Here is a 20135-nt window from a genome sequence, read left to right on the forward strand (position 1 = left end):
GCTGACCGGAACCGCCGCATGAACATCGTTCACGTCGTCGAGAGCCTGGCGGTGGGCGGCCTCGAGCGCGTCGTGCTGTCGCTGGCCTCGTGGCAGCTCCGGCGCGGTGACGTGGCTCGGATCGTCTGCCTCTTTCACGAAGGCGCGCTCGCGGCAGAAGCGCGTTCGCTGGGGATCGAGGTGCTGGCCCTCGACAAGACCAACGGGCTCGACATTCGCGCGCTGCGCGCCTTGCGCGCGGCCCTGCGAGACGCGCGCGCCGACGTGCTGCACACCCACAACGCGGTCGCCCACTACTACGCTGCCGCGGCGGCCATCGGCCTGGGCATCGGCTGTGTCATCAACACCCGGCACGGCATGGGCACGGTGCGGAGTGCCGGGCGGCTCGACCGCCTGTACCGTGCCGCGTTGCTGGGCACCGACGTGGCAGCGGCGGTCTGTCATGCGGGGCGGGAGCGCTTCGTTCAGGCCGGCATCATTCCTTCGGCCAAGGCCGTGGTGGTGCCCAACGGCGTGGCGATGGACGGCATCGAAGCGCGCTCCGCCGCAGCGAAGGCCGCGCTGCTGGGCCATCTCGGCCGCCCGGGCAACCCGTTGCTGCTGGGCACGGTCGGACGGCTCAGCCCGGTCAAGGACCACGCCACGCTGCTGCAGGCGTTGCAGCAGTTGCGCGCTTCGGGTCGTGCGGTCGAACTGGTGTTGGTCGGCGACGGTGAAACGCGCAGCGCGCTCGAAGCCCAGGCGCATGCGTTGAAGATTGCCGACGCCGTGCACTTTCTCGGCATGCGCCAGGACGTGGCGCAACTGCTGCCCGCCTTCGACGTGTTCGTGCTCTCGTCGACCTCTGAAGGTTATTCGCTGGCGCTGGTCGAAGCCGCCGCGGCCGCCTTGCCCATCGTGGCGACGCAGGTCGGTGGCAATGCCGACATCGTCGTCGACGGGCGCAACGGGCACCTGGTGCCGTCGCGCAGCGCCGACGCGCTGGCCGCCGCCGTGGCCCGTCTCGCCGACGACGCCATGCGGCGCGAAAGCATGGGCGCGGCAGGCCGGCAGTGGGCCTTGCGCCACGGCACGGTCGAAGCGATGGGGCAGGCCTACCTCGCGCTCTACGAAGACCCGTCACCGGCCGCACTGCGGCGGCGCGCGACCGCTGCGACGGAGGGCGGCACGTGAAGGTTCTCGCCATCACCAACCTCTTCGGCTTCCCCTGGGACCCGTCGCGTGGGGTGTTCAACCAGCAGCAGTTCGAGCGGCTGGCCCGGCGCGTCGACCTGTCGGTGCTGGTGGCGGTGCCGTGGACCGAGGCGATCCGCCGCCCCGCGGCCTACTGGTCGGCACGCCGTGACGGGCGCAAGCGCTGGCCGTATGTCGACTACTTCGTGTTCTGGTACCTGCCCGGTTTCGCTCAGGGCCTGCACGCGCTGTTCTTCTTCCTGTCGCTGCTGGTGCAGCGGCCGGGCCTGCTGTTCTTCAAGCGCTGGCACGCCATGATCGGAAGCTGGGGCTTCCCCGACGCGGTGGCCACGGCCGCGGTGGCCTCACTCACCTCGACGCCGGTGCTGATGAAGTTTCACGGTACCGACGTGAACGAGTATCTGCACGTGCCCGGCAAACGCCGGCAGATCCTGGCAGCGGCGCGCCGATCTCGTGCGCTGATGTCGGTGAGCGGCGCGCTGCGAGATCAGCTCGTCGCTGCCGGGGTCGATGCCGAACGCGTCCACGTCATCTACAACGGCGTGGACGCGGCGGTCTTCCATCCGGCCGACAAGGCCGACGCGCGCCGCTCGCGCGGGGTGGCGGCCGACGAGCGCCTGCTGCTGTTCATCGGTAACCTGAAGACGAGCAAGGGCTGTGTCGACCTGCTCGAAGGGTTCATCCGCATCGCTCAGCAGCAACCGCGCGCCACGCTGGTGTTCATCGGTGGTGGTGAGGCGCGCACGATGATGCTCGAGCGCATTGCCGAGCGTGGCCTGGGCGAGCGTGTGCGCTTGCTCGGCAAGGTCGAGCACGGGCTGCTGCCGGGCTGGCTCGCGGCCAGTGACCTGTTGTGCCTGCCGAGCCACAACGAGGGCGTTCCGAACGTCGTGCTCGAAGCCATGGCCTGCGGTGTGCCGGTTGTCGCCAGCACGGTCGGGGGCATTCCGGAAGTGGTGCCCGAGTTTGCCGGAACGCTGGTGCCACCGCGCGATACTCCGGCGTTGGCGCTCGCCCTCGAGGCCGCACTGGCGCGTTCATGGGACCACGAGCGCATCGCTGCGCACGCGAAGAAGAACTTTGATTGGGAGGCCAACATCGAACGTGTACTGAACCTGCTCGGGGAACCCGGGCACCGCCAGACACCGGGCGAGGGCGCGCCATGACGGCCCTGGTGATCGTCTTCTGGTTCAGCGCCGCGTGCGTCGTCTACGCCTACGCGGGTTATCCGGTCGTGCTGATCCTGCTCAGCTCGTTGCGGCAGTTCCGCTCCGACTGGCGCCACATCTCGGGCAGCGGTTCGCGCCGCGTCGAGTTGCCGAAGGGCGAAATGCCGCGCGTGGCGGTGCTGGTGGCGGCCTTCAACGAAGAGCGGCACATCGGCGAGCGCGTGCGCAACCTGCTGGAACAAACCTACCCGGCCGACCGTCTGCGCATCTACATCGGCTCCGACGCTTCCGACGACCGCACGGCCGAGATCGTGCGCGGTTTCGACACCGAGCGCCTCACCTTCGCCGACTTCACCGCGCGCCGCGGCAAGGCTTCGGTCATCAACGACCTGGCTGCGTTGGCGACCGAAGACATCCTGGTGCTCACCGACGCCAACACCTTCTTCAAACCCGACGCGGTCGACAAGCTGGTGCGCCATTTCGAGCGTGCCGAGGTCGGGTGTGTCTGCGGCGAGTTGCGCCTCGTGACCGACGGGGCCACCGGCGACAACCAGGACCACATCTACTGGCGCTACGAGCGCATGCTCAAGTTCTTCGAGAGCCGGATCGGCGCGCTGCTCGGTGCCAACGGCGGGGTGTACGCGCTGCGTCGCAAAGGTTTCGTGGCGATCCCCGCCAACACCATCGTCGACGACTTCTGGATCTCGATGCAGGTCATCGAAACCGGCCAGCAATGTGTCTACGACCCGGAAGCCGTGGCCACCGAAACCATTCCTGAGCGCATCGGCGACGAGTTCCGCCGCCGCGTGCGCATCGGCATGGGCAACTACCAGGCGCTCAAGCGCTTCGCCGGGATGCTGTCGCCGCGACATGGTGCCGTGGCCTTCACCTTCCTGTCGCACAAATGCCTGCGCTGGTTCGTGCCGCACTTCATGGTGCTGGCTTTCGTCAGCAACCTGCTGCTGGCCGGGCAGGGCGCCTACGCGCTGCTGCTGCTGGCGCAGATCCTGTTCTATGGCGCGGCGTGGTTCGGCTGGCGCGCCTCGCGTCGGGGTGACACGCCACGCTCGCTGCGCCTGCCACTGTTCTTCGTCAGCATGAACCTCGGCCTGCTGGTGGGCTTCTGGCGCTTCGTGACCACCGGCACCTCGGGTGTGTGGGCGCGCAGCGCCCGGTGATGCTTTTGCCGACTTCAATTCCCAGAGCGAACTGTCCATGACGCCTGTCCAGATCTTCTTCCTGTCGGCCGCGCTCGTGCTGCTGGCGGGGCTCGTGCTCGTGGTGCTCGAGTGCCGGCGCAAGAACATGCACCAGTGGCTGGGCGCCTACCTCGGTCGGCGCGTGCCGCGGGTGACCGACGGTCCGGTGCATGTGATGTTCTCGTTCGTCGACCACTACGAGCCGCAATGGGGCCGGCCGACCTACGAGGTGGAAGTGAGCCGCGTGGCGCGCTGGCGCGAAGGCTACAAGGCGATGGCCTCGCGCCACCGCGATGCCGATGGCGTGCACCCGCAACACACCTTCTTCTACCCCGAAGAAGAGTACCGGGTCGAACACCTCGACAACATCGCCGACCTGTGCCGCGAAGGCTTCGGCGAGATCGAAGTCCACCTGCACCACGACCACGACACCGACGCGGGCCTGCGCGAGAAGATCAACCGCTTCGTGAAGGTGCTGCACGAGCGCCATGGTGCGCTGCCCGTCGACCCCAAGACGGGGCAACCGGTGTTCGCTTTCATCCACGGCAACTGGTGCCTCGACAACTCGCGCGGCGACGGCCGCTGGTGCGGTGTGAACAACGAACTGAAGGTGCTCGGCGAACTCGGTTGTTATGCCGACTTCACCTTGCCTTCGGCGCCCAGCGACACCCAGACGCGCAAGATCAACAGCATCTACTACGCCACCGACGATTGCGACCGGCCGAAGTCGCACGACGACGGTGTCGATGTGCGGGCGGGTGGCAAGGCGTCGGGCGACCTGCTGATCATGCAAGGCCCGCTCGCGCTCAACTGGAAGAACCGGCGCTGGGGCCTGATGCCGCGCATCGAGAATTCCGACGTGCGCGCCGCCTACCCGCCCACGCGCGACCGCGTCGACCTGTGGGTGCGCCAGCACATTCATGTGCAGGGACGGCCCGACTGGATCTTCATCAAGGTCCACACGCATGGCACACAAGACCGTGACATCGAAGCCCTGCTCGGCGAGCCGGTCGATTCGATGTTCAGGCACCTCGAGTCGAAGTACAACGACGGCAGGAACTACGCGCTGCACTACGTCAATTCGCGCGAGGTGTTCAACATCATCAAGGCGGCCGAGGCCGGCCTGTCGGGCAACCCGAATCTCTATCGGGACTATCTGCTGCCGAAGCCGCCGATGTTCAACGCCGACTGGAAGCCGACTTGAAGAGCCCGGTCACGCTGCTGCGCAACGTGGCGATGATGGCCGTCGCCAGCTACGCGGAGCTGGGGTTCGGCCTCATCCTCGGCGTGGTCATCGCGCGCTCGCTGGGCAGCGACGAGTTCGGCCACTACGCTTTCGCAGTCTGGGCCTGCGGCACGCTGATCACGCTGTGCAACAACGCCTTGACGATGTCGTCGATCAAGTTCGTGGCCGAGGCGCACGGCGCCGGCCAGCCGGACGTGGCGTCGGCGTTGTGCGCCCGCATGTACCGCTGGCACGGCATCGGCACGGCGATCGTGCTCGCGGTGTTTGCCGTGGTCGTGCTGGTTCGGCCGCCCGACGAATGGCGTGAATCGCTCTGGTTGATGCTGCCGCTGGTGGCCATCGGCGCATGGGCGCGCTCGGGCTACATGATGATGGCGTCGATCGCCAAGGGCAACGAGCGCTTCGAGGTCGAAAGTGTCGCGCTCGTTCTCTCGGCGCTCGCGAACGTGCTGCTGGTCTCGGCGCTTGCGTGGGTCGGCGGTTCGTTGATCGGGTTCTTCGCGATCTATGCGGTCTGCGGCTTGCTGCAGAACCTGGCCGCGCGCATTCTGATGCGCCGCCTGAAGATTCTTCCCGAGCCGAACCCGATCGCACCGGCGCTGTATCAGCGCCTCAAGCGCCACCTGCTGCAGTCGGGCGCGCTGGTCGGTGTGGCACTGCTGGGTGACCGGACGATCGAGGTGCTGCTCCTGAAAGCCTATTCCGGGTCAGAGGCCGTGGGCTTCTTCGCGATTGCCGGCGCCCTGACGAAGGGAGCCACTTACCTGCTTGCAGGGGCCCTCACCTCGGTGCTGCTGCCTGCCATGTCGAGGGCTTTCGGCCTGGGCGGGGCGAGCTCGGTGGTGCGCATGCTGCCCGAGGCCATTCGTTTCTACTGGTTCATCGGTGTCGCCATTGCCGGCCTGGGCGCAACGGTCGCACCGGGGGCCGTGCAACTGTTGTACGGGCCGCAATACGAAGAAGCGATACCGGCCGTGATGGTGAATCTGGCGGTCGCCGGCTTCGTGTTGATATCGGCTGCCTTCAACGCCTTTCAGACCTCGAGCGACCACCAGGGCGACCGCATCAAGATCGCCGGCATGACTTTGGGCGTGAACGTGGTGGCGGGGCTGGCGCTCGTGCCGGCTTTCGGTCTGAAGGGTGCCCTGGGCTCGCTGGCGATCACGAAACTTGCTTCGGTGTGCTTTAGTTGGGGCTTCGCCCGGCGCACCGACGGCGTGAAGATGCCCGTCGCACCGATGATCCGCATGTTGATCGCTGCGCTGATCGCCAGCGCGCTCGCAGAGACATTCGATCTGCTGGTGGACGGACGCTTCGTCTTCGTGGGCGCAGGCGTCGTGTTCATCGTTTCCTACCTTGTCGCGACGGTGTTGCTTCGGTCGTGGACCCGCCCCGACTACGACGCCGCCATGGAGGTTTTCGGCCGTCTCGGCAAAGGAGGGCATTCGATCGTGGCGCTCATCGATGCGACCGGAAACCGCTTCTCGGAAGGTAGCCGCACCGACGGGCCTGGCAAACGCGACAAGATGAGCGCGGTCATCGGCACGCTCGGTCTGACGCGTGTGTTCGGGGCCGTGCGGTCGGCGGCCATACGAGACCTGCGCGTGCTGGCCTACCACCGCGTGCTGCCGCGCCTCGACGAAGGGCGATACGCGTTCGATGCAGAACTCGTGAGTGCCCGCCAGGAAGACTTCGACTGGCAGATGCGCTACGTGGCGAAGCACTTTCATCCGGTCTCATGCCAGCAGGTGGCCGAGGCCATCAATGCCGGCACGGCCTTGCCCAAACGGGCGGTGATGGTCACGTTCGACGACGGCTTCCGCGACAACTACGAGGTGGCGTTCCCGGTGCTGCGCAGCCATGGCGTGCCGGCGCTGTTCTTCGTGTCCACGGGCTACATCGACGGCCAGCAGCCGTTCTGGTTCGACTGGCTCGTTCACGTGTTCCTGCACACGCCCGCGAGCGAGATCAGGCTCGATGCGATCGACCAGACCATCGTGCTGGGCGACACGCCGCGAACGCGCCGCGCGGCGGCACTGCAGTTGCTGCGCACGCTCAAGCGCACGCCCGAGACGAAACGGGTGCAGGTGGTGGATCAACTGCGCCAGCAGACGAATGTCGACATGTCGACCGAGGCCTTGCTGCAGAGCGCGCCCATGACCTGGGACCACATCCGCGAGATGTCGCACGCGGGCATGGAATTCGGTTCGCACACCGTGACGCACCCGATCCTGTCGACGATCGCCGACCCGGCCGCACTGCGCTTCGAGCTCGGCGAATCGAAAGCCAGGATCGAGCACGAGACCGGCGTTCCGATCATCGCGCTGGCTTACCCGGTGGGCGGGCGTCATGCGGTGAACGACGCGGTCATCGCGGCCACGAAGGCAGCGGGCTACCAGTTCGCCTTCACCTACCTGCCGGGGGTGAACAAGCTCTCCACCAGCCACCGCTTCATGCTCAACCGCATCCAGGTCGAGCGGTACACCTCGCGGGCCATGTTCTCGGCCGCGCTCGAGTTGCCCGAAGTGTTCGTGAGGTAGAAGGCAGGCGGCGAATGTTTTCGCCGCCTGCCGAAGACCGAAGTCTCAGTGCGAGATTTCGGTGACGGGTTCGACCAGCACCGGCGCTGCGTGCATGTACGACGTGGCGCGGCGCTTGGCTTCGATGTCGGCATACACCAGCTTGGCCTGCGCTTCCGACAGGCCCAGCGCCTCACCCAGTTCGGCGGCACTGCGGCCGTGGTTGTGCGCCCAGAGCGCGATGTCCATCTGCTGGTAGGGCAGGGCGAAGTAGAACTCGTCTTGCCCTTGCGCCAGCGTGTAGGTGTCGGTCGTGGGCACCGCGCCGCAGATCTCGTCGGGCAGGCCGAGGTGGCGCGCCATCGCGTAGACCTGGGTCTTGTACAGGTGGGCGATCGGTTTCAGATCGGCCGAACCGTCGCCGTTCTTGACGAAGAAACCCTGGTCGTATTCGAGCCGGTTGGGCGTTCCGATCACCGCGTAGTTCAGGCGGTCGGCATGGAAGTAGTCCATGGTCTTGCGCACGCGCTGCTTGAAATTGGTGGCCGCCACGATCTGCAGGTACTCGCGCACCGGCAGGCGGGCCTCGTGCAGTTCACCGGCAGGCGACTGCACCACCAGCTTGAAGAAATTGATGCCGCGTTCGGTGCCGCCGGCGATCACGATCTTGTTCTTCCAGCCTTCGCCGTAGGCCGGGAAGACACGCTTGATGGCGTCGTCGCGCTCTTCATAGCACCGCAGGCCTTCGAGAGCGGGTGCGATGTCGTGCACCTTGTATTCGATGCCGAGGTGCTCTGCGAGCTGGCGGCCGCGGTCGAGGCTGAACGAGCTCGAGTCACGCTCCGGCAGCAAAATACCGAAGACCTTCTTCGGCCCGAGCGCGTGCACGGCCAGCGCTGCGCAGGCCGAGCTGTCGATGCCGCCCGACATCGCGATCACGACGCCGCGGCGGTGCAGCTTGTTGACGAGGGTGTCGACCATCCAGGCGGCGATGCGCGAGGCTTCGGCGCTGTAGTCGATGTCGAGGACCTGCGGTCCCAGCTTCACTTGGCTCATGGGTTCTCCAGATGCTCGGGCCGCGGTTCAGGCGCCACGCTTGCGGGTGACGAAGGCGGCCACGCTGTTCAGCGAGTCGAGATTCTCCGGCACCATTTCTTCGTCCTTGACTTCGATGCCGTAGGTTTCTTCGAGGTGTGAAATCAGTTCGAGGAAGCCGGTGGAGTCGAGGATGTGGCGTTCCATGAACGAGTCGGAATCCGTGAACGCCGTGGCCACGGCACCCATGATGAAGTTGTCCTGAACGTATTGCCGCAGTTCTGTCTTGAGGTCCGCCATGTTGCTGTCCTGGTTCGGTTTTTCTGGAGTCGGGATTGTGGTGGGTTTGTGCTGGTCCGGGCCCGGGCATGCGCGTCAACGAAGCCCCAACTTGCGAATCTTGCCGGAATCCGTGCGCGGAAGATCGGCCACGAACTCCACGATCTTGGGGGCCATGTAGTTTTCGAGCTTCGCCAGGCAGTGGCGGATGACCTCGCGTTCGGTCAGCGTGGCTCCGGGCTTGAGCACCACGAACGCCTTCACGGCCTGGCCGAGCCGGTCGTCGGGAACGCCGATCACGGCGCACTCGAGAACGCCTTCGATCGAGTAGATCGTGTTCTCGACCTCGCGCGGCGCCACCTTCTCGCCGCGGCTCTTGATGATGTCGTCGCTGCGGCCCACGAAGTAGAGCCAGCCGTCGGCGTCGGTTCGGAAGATGTCGCCGGTGTGAAGCACCGATTCGCCGGCGATCGGGCCGGGCCGCAGGGCTCGCGCTGTTTCTGCAGGCTTGTCCCAGTACCCGCGCATCACGTGGCTGCCCCGCACCACGAGTTCCCCCGTGGCCGGGTTGGGCAGGCGACGCCCCTCTTCGTCGACGAGCCAGAGTTCCTGGTTGACGAGGCCGCGGCCGACGCTCGACGGCCGCAGTGCCAGCTGTTCGGGCGGCAGGTAGCTGATGCGCTTGCACTCGGTCATGCCATACATCGAATACAGCCTGGCGGTGGGCAACAGCTCGCGAATCTGCTGGAGGTGCTGGTCTGACAGCGCTGCAGCGGCGTTGGTGACGATGCGCAACGACGACAGGTCGAATGTGGCCAGGTTGCTGAGCGCCAGGATGGCCGAAAAAAGCGTCGGCACGCCGGGGAACACCGTGACACGCTCCAAAGCAAGCCGCTCGACCAGCTTGACCGGAAAGGCCGCCGAGCCTTCGAGCACCAGAGTCGCGCCGACGCCGAGCCCGATCAGCACGTGGTAGAGACCGTAGCTGAACGACGGCGACAGGGCCAAACCGATCACATCGTCTTCGCGCAGGCCCAGGTAAGCCTGCACCGAGGCCCATGCGCTCAGCATGTTGCGGTGCGTGAGCATCACCCCCTTGGGCTCACCGGTGGTGCCCGAGGTGTAGATGATCGCCGCCAGGTCCTTGTCGATGCACGAAGCACCGTTGCCGGGTGAGGGTTCGGCGGCTCCCGCGACGGGCTCTGGCCAGGGGTGGTCCGCGCCCTGCGCTGCGACCAGACCACGCACAACGTTGACACCAAGTGCCGGCGAGCGCGCCACCGCGTCGCGCCACACCGGCTCGAGGCGCGCGTCGGTGAGCAAGGCTCGGGCGCGCGTGTCGCCCAGCATGTAGGCCAGCTTGTCGGTCTTCGTCAGCGACGAGACGGGCACGAAGACTGCGCCGAGCTTCAGCACGGCATGCACCGCCACGACGAACTCGACACTGCTTTCGAGCAGCAGCACCACGCGGTCGCCACGAACGACGCCGTGCGCGTGAAGCAGGCCGGCAAGTGCCTCGACCTGCTTCGCTACCTCGGCGTAGCTGGCCCGAACGCCGCCGCAGACCACGGCCGTCTTCTCGGGCAGGCGTGTGCAAGCGGCTTCGAAGGCGTGGTGCAGCAACACGGGTCAGGCGATCGACAGCGGCCGCGGCCCGGAGGCCGGGGCGATGAACTGCGCGTGCAGCAGCATGGTCGACACGACCCCGACGAAGGCCATGTTGTCGGCGAAACCGGTAGCCTTGCCGGCCCGGCACTTTTCCGTCAGCCTGGCGACGGCGGTGGGGTCGAAGAGGCCAGCCTCGTCGAGGCTGCGGGCGCTCAGCAGTTCGGCCACGTGGTCGAGCGGCTGACCGTTCTCGAAGAAGCTCGAACTGTCGGGCGACCGGTAAGGCTGCTTGGCGCGCTGCGTGATCACGGGCGGAAGCTCGGCCCCGATCGCCTTCTTGAGGATGTGTTTTTCGCTCAGGCCGCGCAGCTTGTATTGCGGCGGCAAACGGTTCGCGAACTCGATGACCCGGTGGTCGAGGAACGGGAAGCGCGCTTCGATCGACGCCGCCATCGCCATGCGATCACCTTGCGAAGACAGCAGGTAACCCGACATCAGCGTGTGCGCTTCGACGTACTGGTCACGCCCCTGCGGCAGCCAGTCGTCGATGCCTTCGGGAAGCGTTGCGCGCAACGCCGACTGCGGGTTCCACGCCGCAGCCTGCGCGTGCACCTCGGGCCGCAGGAACTGCAGCGCCCGGCGCGCGCTGGCCATGCGCGGCATGTGCGCGAACCAGGGTTCGTCGATCTGGTCGAGGCCTTCGGCGAAGAAGCGCTGCGTGAAGGCGCGCCCGGCGCCGGGCGAGTTCTCGAGGTAGGGGTACAGGCGTTCCAGGATCCGGCCGCGCCATTTCGAATCGGGCTGGCGCGCCATGAAACGCCGGATCTTGGCTTCCTTGAACAGGTCATAGCCGGCGAAGACTTCGTCGGCGCCTTCACCGGTCAGCACCACACGGTAGCCGGCGGCGCGTACGCTGTCGGCCAGCAGCATCATCGGCACCGGCGCGGTCCTCACCAGTGGCGACTCGGTGTGCCACACGGCACGTGCAAACGCTGCGCCGATATCGCCTCGACGGCAGGCGAGCGACGAGTGGTCGGTGCCGAGAAAACGTGCCAGCTCGTTCTGATAGACGCTCTCGTCGAACTCTGCGTTCTCGAAGGTCAGCGAAAAGCTGCGCAGCGGCGTGTCGGTGTGGTTCTTGATGATCGTCGTGATGATCGACGAGTCGAGCCCACCGCTGAGATAGGCCCCCACGGGAACGTCGGAGCGCAGCTGCAGGCGCACCGAGTCGATCAGCAGTTCGCGCAATTCTTCGGCGCAGTCGGCCTCGCTGCGCGCCTGCGGCATGGTGCTGGGGAACTGCCAGTCCCAGTAGCGCTCGATGTGCATGCCTTCGGGCGTGACGACCATGCGGTGGCCCGGCGGCAGACTGCTGATGCCCTCGAAGGCCGAGTTCGGAGGCAGCACCGACCAGTAGCTGAAGATCGAAGCCAGGCCGGCCGGGTCGATCCGCCGCGGCACCTCGGGCAACTGGAACAGGGACTTCACTTCCGAAGCGAACGCCAGCCGCCCCGCCACCTGGGTGTAGAACAGCGGGCGAATGCCGGTGCGGTCGCGCGCCAGCACGAGGCGCTGGCGTTTCTGGTCCCACAGGGCGATGGCGAACTGGCCGTTGAGCTCGTCGACGAAGGCTTCGCCCAGGTCTTCGTAGAGGTGAACGATGACCTCGGTGTCGGACTGGGTGCGAAAGCGATGGCCGCGCCGTTCGAGGTCGCGCCGCAACTCGACGAAGTTGAAGATCTCGCCGTTGAAGACGACCCACACGGTCTCGTCTTCGTTCGCGATGGGCTGCCAGCCGCCGGCCAGGTCGATGATCGACAGCCGCGCATGCGCCAGGCCGACGGGGCCGTCGACAAACGTCGACGAGCCGTCGGGCCCGCGATGGTGCAGCGCCTCGATCATGCGCACGAGCTCGGGCTTGGCCGGCGCGCGCCCGGTGGCAAAGGAATACAGGCCGGCGATTCCGCACATGTGGGTCAGTCCGCGTCGTTGTCGAAGCCGGTGAGGTACCAGGCTTGTGGGGAAAGAAGGGCTGCAGGGGTCGCTGCCCCGGCGAACACCGGCATGCTTTCGGGCCGCTGCATCAGGCCGGCCGCCTGGAGCTGAGCGCTGACCTGCGAAGACCCGAAAAATTCGATCGAGATGCTCTGCACCTTGGTGCGACGCACCAGCCGCACGAAAGAGAGCACGAGGGGCAAGGTCAGCACCGCAGGTTCGCGACTGAAGAAGTCACCCACCTCGATGAAGCCAGGCTTGTTGCGCCAGACCACGTAGCCTTGTGGCAACCCGCTCGGGTCGCGCGCGACGCAGACCTGCCAGGCACTGCGCCCTTCGGCGCCGAAGCGCCAATACAGCATGCGGCCGGTGCGTTCGGAGAGCAGCGTGTCGGCCGGGCGGAGGTTCCAGAGCTGGTCGAAGGCGGCGTCATCCCAGCGCGTGGGCAGGCAGACCAGCCGCACACCTGCGCGAAGCGTGCGCAGTGCGTCGCGAAACTCCAGCGTCCGGTCGAGCACCGGTGCGCAGCAGCGGGCGAGCCATGACGGCATTCTGCGTGCGAGATGGGCGCGGCTGGCCACGGGCTTGGCGAAGCGCTGCATCGAACCCAGGCGCTTCAGGCCGGCTCGGGCGCAGATCGGTGCGGCTTTGGCATTGGGGAAACCGTAAGTCAGGTCGAAGCGCTCAGCCCCGATCTGGGCGCCGCGCCGCATCAGCATCAATGCCGGGCCGAGCGAGCGGTGTTCGGCATTCACGACGTAGTCGGCCAGACCGATCGCACGCAGCATGCGCGCGCCGTGGTGGAAGAGCCGGGGGTGCAGGCCCTGGGCGCCTTGCGCTTCGGGCAGGTCGTCGGCCTTGAGCAGCAACACGGTGCCGGGCCCGGCCGGGTTGTCGACATAGCCCAAGCGCATCTTGTCTCGCGCGCTGCCGGCATCGTGCCCGACCAGGCTTCTGATCCACAACGACTGGATGACCGGGGCGGCGATCGACAGGTCGGCTTCTTCGGTCGAGTAGTGGGTGGGCATCGAGTTCGGGCGGGGCACAAAGGGCGCAGCTACCGGTGCGCGGGAAATGCAGGCCAGCGTGTCGGCCGCTCGGCGTCTTGTTGCAGGCAGTCGGGGCCGGCAACCGAAGAAATGGTATCACCCGCATTCGCGCTGGTAACCCCTCCTTCGGGCGGTCGACGGCGCCGGGCGGTGCGGTTTTCCCGTTCCCGAAGACCGGCGGGTCGCGCCCGCCGAACGCTGGGGTCTACGTCGTCGCCTTGAAGGAAAGATCACCCTGGAATGCCGGTGAGCGCGCGGCGAAGGTGACCGACGTGGTGCAGAGTTCTTCGTCGCTGTAGCGTCGGAACTCGGGCGCGATCGGCGTGTTCGGCAGGGCTGACAAAAGGTCGGCGCGAACGGTCTGGATGCGGCGAACCACAACCAGGCCTTCGTTCTCGGCCGACACCAGGAAGTCGCTCGGGCGCAAGCGGTTCTGGAACAGGATGTCGTTGTTCCAGCGGCGCCAGGCGCGCTCGTCGAAACGCAGGTAGTGGATGGGCGTGATCGAGCGGTCGAAGTACGCGTAGTGGTCGCCGCAGTTCACGCTGTGCAGCACCAGGCCGTCGGTGGTCATGATGCGACGGGCCTCACGCATCATCGGGCGCAGCACGTCGGTCGGCACGTGTTCGAGCACGCTGTTGGAAAAGACCAGCGAGATCGACGCGTCGGGCAGGCCGGTGACGGTGGCGTCGGCAGGTGCGTGGTAGACGATGCCGGCTCGTTCGAGGATCTCGGCGCCGCTCGCCGCCTGCGCCAGACGCGCGTAGCGCTGGCGCACTTCGGACTCCGTTTGTCTGCAGGCCTTCGCCACCGCGGGCAGGTGCTGCTCGAGCTGCTTCAGCGCGCCCGGCACAGCGCTGTGGCGAAGGTGGCGGTTCAGGTCGAAGGTGTGGACGCGGTGCGCGCCGGCGAGGGCAAAACACAGCGGCAGAACCGGCAGCCAACCGGTGCCGACTTCCATCAGCTCCTTGCCCTTCACATCGGCATCGAGATCCGCCAGCATGTCCATGAGGACCAGCCAGTCGTTGCGAAACTTGATATCGATGTGCGCACCTTCGTCGACGCGCCCGCCCGACACTTTCTGCAGAGCGTCGTTGATCGACGTGCCGAACGGAACATGCGCCAGAACACCTTGGATGCAGCCCTTGATTCTCCAATCCATTCACGGTCCTCGATCTGATTCAAACATGGGTCTTCGGCGAGACGATCGCCTCGCCCGGCACGGCCGGTCAATCCCCCATCGCGAAGCGGCGCCACCCTGTGATGCGTGCCGATGCAGCCCGGCCGGGCCGGCCGAGCCGGCCTATCAGGTGAGCGACGACGTCGAACTCGGATGCACGCAGCGTCTTGAACACGACGCACAGCGGCAGGTAGGTGAGCAGAAACGCGGCGGCACCGCCGACGAACGCGAGCTTCAGGTGCAGCATCTGCGCGATGGCGTAGCCCAGGCCAGCGGCGATGCAGGCGGCCAGCGCCTGACGCGACATCGGGCCGAGCGGCAGCCGGACTTCGACCCGACGAAAGGCATAGAACCAGCCCAGACAGGTGTCGGACACCTGGGCGATGGCGAAACTCAGGATGGCGCCCGGCAGGCCGAAGCGCGGGATCAGCAGCAGCCCGGCGATGACGTTGATGACCAGCACGCTGACGACGATGCGGATCCGGTCGGCCTGTCGGTCGCTGGCGGTGAGCACCGCCGCGGCGGCACCGTTGACGATCATCAGCCCGGCGATGACGAGGTTCCAGGTGAGCGCAGGTATGGCGCCTTCGTAACGGTCACCGTACAGCAGATGCACCAGGCCTTCGGAGACGACGAGGCCGAACCCTGCGATCGCCATGCCGACGAACCAGTAGACCCGTGTCGACTCGATCAGCATGCCGCCCAGCGCCGTGCGACCGCCTTCGCCGAAGCGGCGTGACATGGCGGGCAGCAGCACCGCGGCCATGCCGCCAGCGAGCAGGTCGACTGCGCCCTTGGTGAGCGCGCCGGCAATCGCAAAGTAGCCGACGGACTCGGGCGTGGCGTAGATCTTCAGCAGGGTCATCTCGACGCCACGGTTCGTGCCGACGACCACGAGCATCATGATTCCGGTGAGGATGAGGTGGCGCCGCAGGCGCTTCTCCAGCTCGTCGGGAATCGGCCCCGGCACGCCGCGGATCCCGTTGCGCTTGAGCATGAATCGAAGCAGCAGGTTCGAGACCACGCCCAGAACGGCGTAGAGGGCGAAGAACTGCGCCACGGACGCGCCGGCCCAGGCAAGCACGATGACCGACACCATGTTCAGCATCGCATTCAGGGCGAGCGACAGGTTCTCGGGGGCGAAGAGTTCATGGCCCTTGCCTATGGCTCCCCACATCCAGAAGCTCGAGCGTGACCAGGCGGCGATCAAGGCGATGCCCAGCATCAGCGGCAAGGCGTCTTTCCAGTCGGAAATGGGTTTCACCGACATCGCCACCGCGAACACCGTGAGCACCAGGCCAGAACTGACCATCTGCATGCGCGTGAACCGGCTGACCAGCGCGGCAGCTATGTCCTCACGCTGGGCGCCGCGCGCCTCGGCGATGAACTTGATCGACGAGCTCGACAGCCCGTTGTTGCCCGCCATGATCAAGACGCCGCACAGCCAGATGCCGAAGACATAGTGCCCGTAGTCGGTCGGGCCGAGCGTGCGCGCGATCAATACGCCCGAGAGCAGGCCGACGGCCGCTTCGATGTAGCCCGCCATCGCCACCCACGCCACGTTGCGCAGCAGCGTGATCTTTTCTTTCACCGAGCACTCCTTGAGGGAGCGCCGATGCTATTGCACCGACGTACCGCCCAATCTGACCAAACGCACGAAACAACACTGCTTGAGCGCACCGGCTCATGCCGCATAAACGCACTCCCCGCGGATGAGGGGGTTCAGGTCGGCCCCCGGTGCGGCCGCCTGAAGAGGTAGAGCGCCAGCCACTCGGGGCGAAAGCGCCCTCGGGCGTCGGCCACGGCGTCGGTTTCGAAGCCGAGCCGACCGAGCAGGCCCGCGACAGAAGCGCGTGCGGGGTTGATGGTCGGCACGCTCGTGAAGACGAGTTCGTAACCGGCTTGGCGGGCCTTCGCCGCGATCGGCGCGTCGTAGCGGCCGTGCGGGAACGACATCGTCTGGGGTGGCGCACGGTACGGCATGCGCGCCGTCATCTCGCTGCGCGCGCCGGCCAGTTCGGCGTCGAGGTCGGCGGCCCGCGTCATCGGAATGTGGGTCTTTCCGTGCAGGCCGATGGCCATGCCAGCCGCGTCGAGTGTGCGCAACTCCTGCGTGGTGACCATCTGGCGCAGCGGGTCGTCGAGTGCGGCCGACAGTTGGGCGAGCAATCGATCTCGCTGTTCGTGGGTGAGTGATTCGACCGCCGCGATCGACCGGCGCAATTGAGCGGCGTTGTTGCCAGCTGGCGCCGGCACGTCGGCGCCGAGCTGCCGCAACGCGGCGTTCAACTGGTCGAGCGTGAGCGTTCCGCGCCGCCAGGCCCCCAGGATGCGCTCCTGGAAGAACGACTCCCGGCGGTCGACGGCGTCTGACACGACGAACATCAGGCTGGGCAGGCCGAGTTTCTGCAAGGGGGGCAGGGCGAAGTCGACGTTGTCGGCCCAGCCGTCGTCGAAAGTGATCAGCAATGCACGCGCAGGCAGGGCCATTTCGCCACGGCGGGCGCGCAGCACATCGTCGGCAGAGACGACGTTGTAGTGTTCGACGAAGAACCGCAGGCACTGCGCGAACAGATCGGCCCGCAGTGTGTAATCGGGGTCGCTCGCAGCCCACCGCGGATCTTGGGGGTCCAAGACACGGTGAAACATGACTACAGTGAGCGTGTGCGCGTTGCGCAGCCGGTGATACAAACCGAGCGCGCCGGACACGTACAGCAGCTTCTTCAACAGATCGGCAAGCATGGAAACAGGCATCGAGGTTTCGGTCATCATACCGACGTACAACCGGCGTGAACTGGTTGCGCGGGCGGTTCGCAGCGTGCTGGCGCAGACCCGCCCGGTCGAAGAAATCATTGTCATTGACGATGGTTCGTCCGACGGAACCGGGCTGGCGCTCGCCACCGAATTCGGTGACCGAATTCGCTATGTGCGCCAGGAAAACGGCGGGGTGTCGTCGGCACGAAACCACGGCTTGCGCATCGCTCGCGGGTGCTACTTGGCGCTTCTCGACAGCGACGACGAGTGGCTGCCCGAAAAGAACCGCTTGCAGATCGAGTGGCTCGAAGCCCACCCCGACTTCGGCCTCGTGCTGTGCGACGTGATCCGCATGGATGCCGATCACCGCGAGTTCGATGTCTTCCGGCGGCGCGAGTTGTTGCCCGAAGACGGCCACATCCTCAAGTGGGTGCTGCTCGAGCCGGCGCTTGCTCCGGCCTCGGCCGTGATGCGCCGCTCGGTCTACGACGCGGTCGGTGGTTTCAACGAAAGCCTGCCCACCGCGGAAGACCTGGAATACCACCTGCGCATTGCTGCGCACTGGAAGATCGGTGTGGTCGAAGTGCCGCTGGTGCGCGCGATGCGGGGTCACGACGGGCTGTCGAGCCTGGCGCGCACCTACGACGACTACGTGCGTGTCATCGAGCGCTCGGTGGCTGCGAACGCAGGCCGGATCCCGCAGGTCGACCTCGATCGGGCGCTGGCCCGGGCCTACGCGCGCAATGCCCGCGGCATGGTGCTCTCGGGCCGGTTGCGGCAGGCGACGGTCCTGGTGCGAAAGGCCTGGGCTCTCGAGCCCGACGCCGGCCGGCGCTGGCAACTTCTCAACGTTTTCGTGCTGGCGCTGCGGCGTGCCGTCGCGGGCTTGCGCCATGCCTCGCCCACAATCGTCCTGATGGTCTCGACCCAAGTCCCCATATGAAACGAACCCTGCTGGATCGCATCGCCTCCGAAGGTTCCCCCGCTCGCGATCTGGTGTCCAAGGTGTGGCGCCGCTATGCGATGCGAAACATCAGCTCCAACGACAACCATGCCGGCCTCGAAAAGCTCTATGCCTTGCCCGACCCCTGGGGCATGACGACCGAACGTGAGCAGTCCAGGTTCCGCCAGACCAACCAGGTGATCCAGTCGCTTGCCGGCCGCGTTGACTCGCTTCTCGAACTCGGCAGCGGCGAAGGCCACCAGAGCGAACATCTCGCGCAACTGTGCGGCCGGCTCGACGGGCTCGAGATCAGCGAACGGGCGGTGGCGCGAGCCCGTGAACGGCTGCCGCAGTGTCGTTTCGGCGTCGGCGACATGGCCGCCTTGCCCTGGCCTTTGCCGCCGGGCGAGCGCTACGACCTGGTCGTGGCCTGCGAGGTGCTGTACTACTTCAGCGACATCGAGAGGACAGTCGAACACATGTCGCGCCTCGGGCGCGCTTGTTTCGTCACTTTCTTCGCGCCCTCTGCGCGCCGCGTGGCGCAGCATCTGGAGCCCTTGCCCGGTATGCAGCGTGGGTGGATCTTCCACGACCCCTATGCCTGGCTGTGGGCCTACTGGGAGCCCGGGGCACCGGCAGTGCGGCAGCCCTAGCCGGTTGGTGACAAGACAAAGGGCCGCGAATGCGGCCCTTTGTCGTTGTGAGCGGAACGAGACGTTCAGCCGCCGTTGGCGTTCAACTCGTACATGCCGCGGATCCACCAGTTGATCTTGCGGGGCGGGTTGATCCGGTACATCGGCAGGGTCGGCGTGGTGCGGATCGCACCTTCGAACGCCCTCGCCGCCGTGTTCTTCATTTCGGCCAGCCGCCCTTGCGCTGCCGTCGGCGAGAGGCCGAGGGCCTGCTTGGCCTTGATGGCGAAGGCGACGAAGCCGGCCACATCGAGCGCGTGGTCCATGTTGCCTTCGTCAGGCCCGGCGTCACCGATCGTCGTGCCACCTGCGAGGTAGGCCGGGAACACCAAGCCGGCGAACTCGGAGCCGACCACGCTGCCCTGGTAGAAGCCGCGGTTCGAAGGCGTGTTCATCCAGTCGAAGTAGTCGCTGGCCTGGCGGTGGACCTGCGCAGCGGCCGAAGGCACCTTCAGGATGTACAGGCGAGCTGCCTGGAAGTACAGGGCGCTCATCCAGGGGCTGCTGACCAGATCGGTCGGCTGGGTGCCGCCGGGGCCGCCGCCTTCGTGCTGGGTGTAGGTCACGAGTGGGGCCTTGCGCCCGGCGCTCACGGCGTCCCATTGGTTGATCATCGCCTGAGCGCGGGTCAGCGTGGCGGGGTCATTGGAGACGCTGTGGTACTTCACCGCTGCGTTCAACGCGACCCACAGCTCGCGCTCGGTCCAGAGGCTTCCGCCCGACAGATTGGCCGTGTTCGGGAAACCCTGGACGGTGGCCGCGTAGGCCGCGGCATTCTTGGCCGTGTTCGTGCTCCACGGGTGCACGTAGGAATACTTGGTGTCCTGCTCACCGCTCTTGTTGAGGAAGATGCCGGTCGAGCTCAAGCGGGATTCGTAGTACGCCAGATCGCTTTGCGCCTGGGTCTGCCAGCGCGGGTCGCCGGTCAGCTCGGCCAGCATGCGCCAAGCGTCGGCGCGGTCGAACAGCCAGGGCTCGTAGGTGGTGTCGTTGTAATCCCAGCGACCCTGGTCCGAGGTGAAGGCCGACGTGACCGAGTGCCCGCCGAAGTTCCAGTTGCGCGCGCCGATCTCGGCGAAGTTGAGCAGCGTGGGCAGCAGGCTGCCCGCCGGAATGGGCGCTGGTGCCGGCGCAGGAGCGGGCGTCGGTGCGGGCGCTGGGGCTGGTGCCGGGGCAGGCGTCGGCGCGGGTGCTGGCGCAGGCGCAGGCGCAGGCGCAGGCGCGGGCGCGGGCGCGGGCGCGGGCGCGGGCGCGGGCGCGGGCGCGGGCGCGG

At 66.7% G+C, this 20135-nt stretch carries 16 protein-coding genes; 7 read left to right on the plus strand and 9 right to left on the minus strand.

All coding sequences use genetic code 11. The features are described from left to right. The first annotated feature begins 18 nt into the window (after positions 1-18). The 5 genes from AC30PD_RS16975 to AC30PD_RS16995 are packed head-to-tail and all read left to right on the plus strand — an operon-like array spanning position 19 to position 7348. The gene (locus AC30PD_RS16975; protein WP_489536845.1) at positions 19-1173 is read left to right on the plus strand and encodes a glycosyltransferase; all 1155 of its coding nucleotides are present in this window, start codon (positions 19-21) and stop codon (positions 1171-1173) included. Beyond that, positions 1170-2360 (plus strand): glycosyltransferase, encoded by a 1191-nt coding sequence (locus AC30PD_RS16980; RefSeq protein WP_489536846.1) that lies wholly within the window; start codon positions 1170-1172, stop codon positions 2358-2360. The genes AC30PD_RS16975 and AC30PD_RS16980 overlap by 4 nt, the downstream gene beginning before the upstream one ends. Continuing rightward, a complete protein-coding gene (locus AC30PD_RS16985; protein ID WP_489536847.1) occupies positions 2357-3541 on the plus strand; it encodes a glycosyltransferase family 2 protein in 1185 nt (394 codons plus the stop codon). The genes AC30PD_RS16980 and AC30PD_RS16985 overlap by 4 nt, the downstream gene beginning before the upstream one ends. A gap of 37 nt (positions 3542-3578) precedes the next feature. Further along, positions 3579-4766, plus strand: a complete 1188-nt coding sequence (locus AC30PD_RS16990) for a hypothetical protein (protein WP_489536848.1) — start codon at positions 3579-3581, stop codon at positions 4764-4766. Beyond that, entirely contained in the window at positions 4763-7348 is a 2586-nt protein-coding gene (locus tag AC30PD_RS16995) for a polysaccharide deacetylase family protein (protein WP_489536849.1), read from the plus strand. The genes AC30PD_RS16990 and AC30PD_RS16995 overlap by 4 nt, the downstream gene beginning before the upstream one ends. Positions 7349-7393: 45 nt before the next feature. Here the strand turns inward: AC30PD_RS16995 and nadE are convergent, their stop codons facing one another. From nadE to AC30PD_RS17035, 8 genes are all read right to left on the minus strand, one after another. After that, positions 7394-8383, minus strand: coding sequence for an NAD(+) synthase (nadE, locus tag AC30PD_RS17000; protein WP_489536850.1), 990 nt, complete (start codon positions 8381-8383; stop codon positions 7394-7396). Positions 8384-8410: 27 nt separating this feature from the next. Beyond that, complete coding sequence (locus AC30PD_RS17005) at positions 8411-8662, minus strand: acyl carrier protein (protein WP_489536851.1); 252 nt, start codon at positions 8660-8662, stop codon at positions 8411-8413. Between the two features lie 75 nt (positions 8663-8737). Next, positions 8738-10267, minus strand: coding sequence for a class I adenylate-forming enzyme family protein (locus tag AC30PD_RS17010; RefSeq protein ID WP_489536852.1), 1530 nt, complete (start codon positions 10265-10267; stop codon positions 8738-8740). 3 nt (positions 10268-10270) lie between these two features. Beyond that, positions 10271-12220 carry an asparagine synthase (glutamine-hydrolyzing) gene (asnB, locus tag AC30PD_RS17015; protein WP_489536853.1) on the minus strand — a complete coding sequence of 650 codons (1950 nt, stop codon included), beginning with the start codon at positions 12218-12220 and terminating at the stop codon, positions 10271-10273. A 5-nt stretch (positions 12221-12225) separates the two neighbouring features. Beyond that, positions 12226-13272 (minus strand): hypothetical protein, encoded by a 1047-nt coding sequence (locus AC30PD_RS17020; protein WP_489536854.1) that lies wholly within the window; start codon positions 13270-13272, stop codon positions 12226-12228. 226 nt (positions 13273-13498) lie between these two features. Continuing rightward, positions 13499-14455, minus strand: a complete 957-nt coding sequence (locus AC30PD_RS17025) for a class I SAM-dependent methyltransferase (protein WP_489536855.1) — start codon at positions 14453-14455, stop codon at positions 13499-13501. Positions 14456-14522: 67 nt separating this feature from the next. Beyond that, positions 14523-16064 (minus strand): oligosaccharide flippase family protein, encoded by a 1542-nt coding sequence (locus AC30PD_RS17030; RefSeq protein ID WP_489536856.1) that lies wholly within the window; start codon positions 16062-16064, stop codon positions 14523-14525. A gap of 131 nt (positions 16065-16195) precedes the next feature. Beyond that, the gene (locus AC30PD_RS17035) at positions 16196-17215 is read right to left on the minus strand and encodes a polysaccharide deacetylase family protein (RefSeq protein WP_489536857.1); all 1020 of its coding nucleotides are present in this window, start codon (positions 17213-17215) and stop codon (positions 16196-16198) included. Between AC30PD_RS17035 and AC30PD_RS17040 the strand changes: the two genes are divergently transcribed. Both AC30PD_RS17040 and AC30PD_RS17045 read left to right on the plus strand, forming a co-directional pair. After that, the gene (locus AC30PD_RS17040) at positions 17214-18170 is read left to right on the plus strand and encodes a glycosyltransferase family 2 protein (RefSeq protein ID WP_489536858.1); all 957 of its coding nucleotides are present in this window, start codon (positions 17214-17216) and stop codon (positions 18168-18170) included. The two genes, AC30PD_RS17035 and AC30PD_RS17040, sit on opposite strands and share 2 nt — an antisense overlap. Beyond that, on the plus strand, positions 18167-18823 hold the full coding sequence (locus tag AC30PD_RS17045) for a class I SAM-dependent methyltransferase (RefSeq protein ID WP_489536859.1): 657 nt from the start codon (positions 18167-18169) through the stop codon (positions 18821-18823). Before AC30PD_RS17040 ends, AC30PD_RS17045 begins: the two co-directional genes overlap by 4 nt. Positions 18824-18888: 65 nt before the next feature. Here the strand turns inward: AC30PD_RS17045 and AC30PD_RS17050 are convergent. Then, positions 18889-20135: hypothetical protein (locus AC30PD_RS17050; RefSeq protein ID WP_489536860.1), on the minus strand; the 1247-nt coding region annotated here is incomplete at its 5' end.

It is taken from the genome of Rhizobacter sp. (assembly GCF_032229685.1).
In the GTDB taxonomy this organism is placed as follows: Bacteria; Pseudomonadota; Gammaproteobacteria; order Burkholderiales; family Burkholderiaceae_C; genus LMDS01.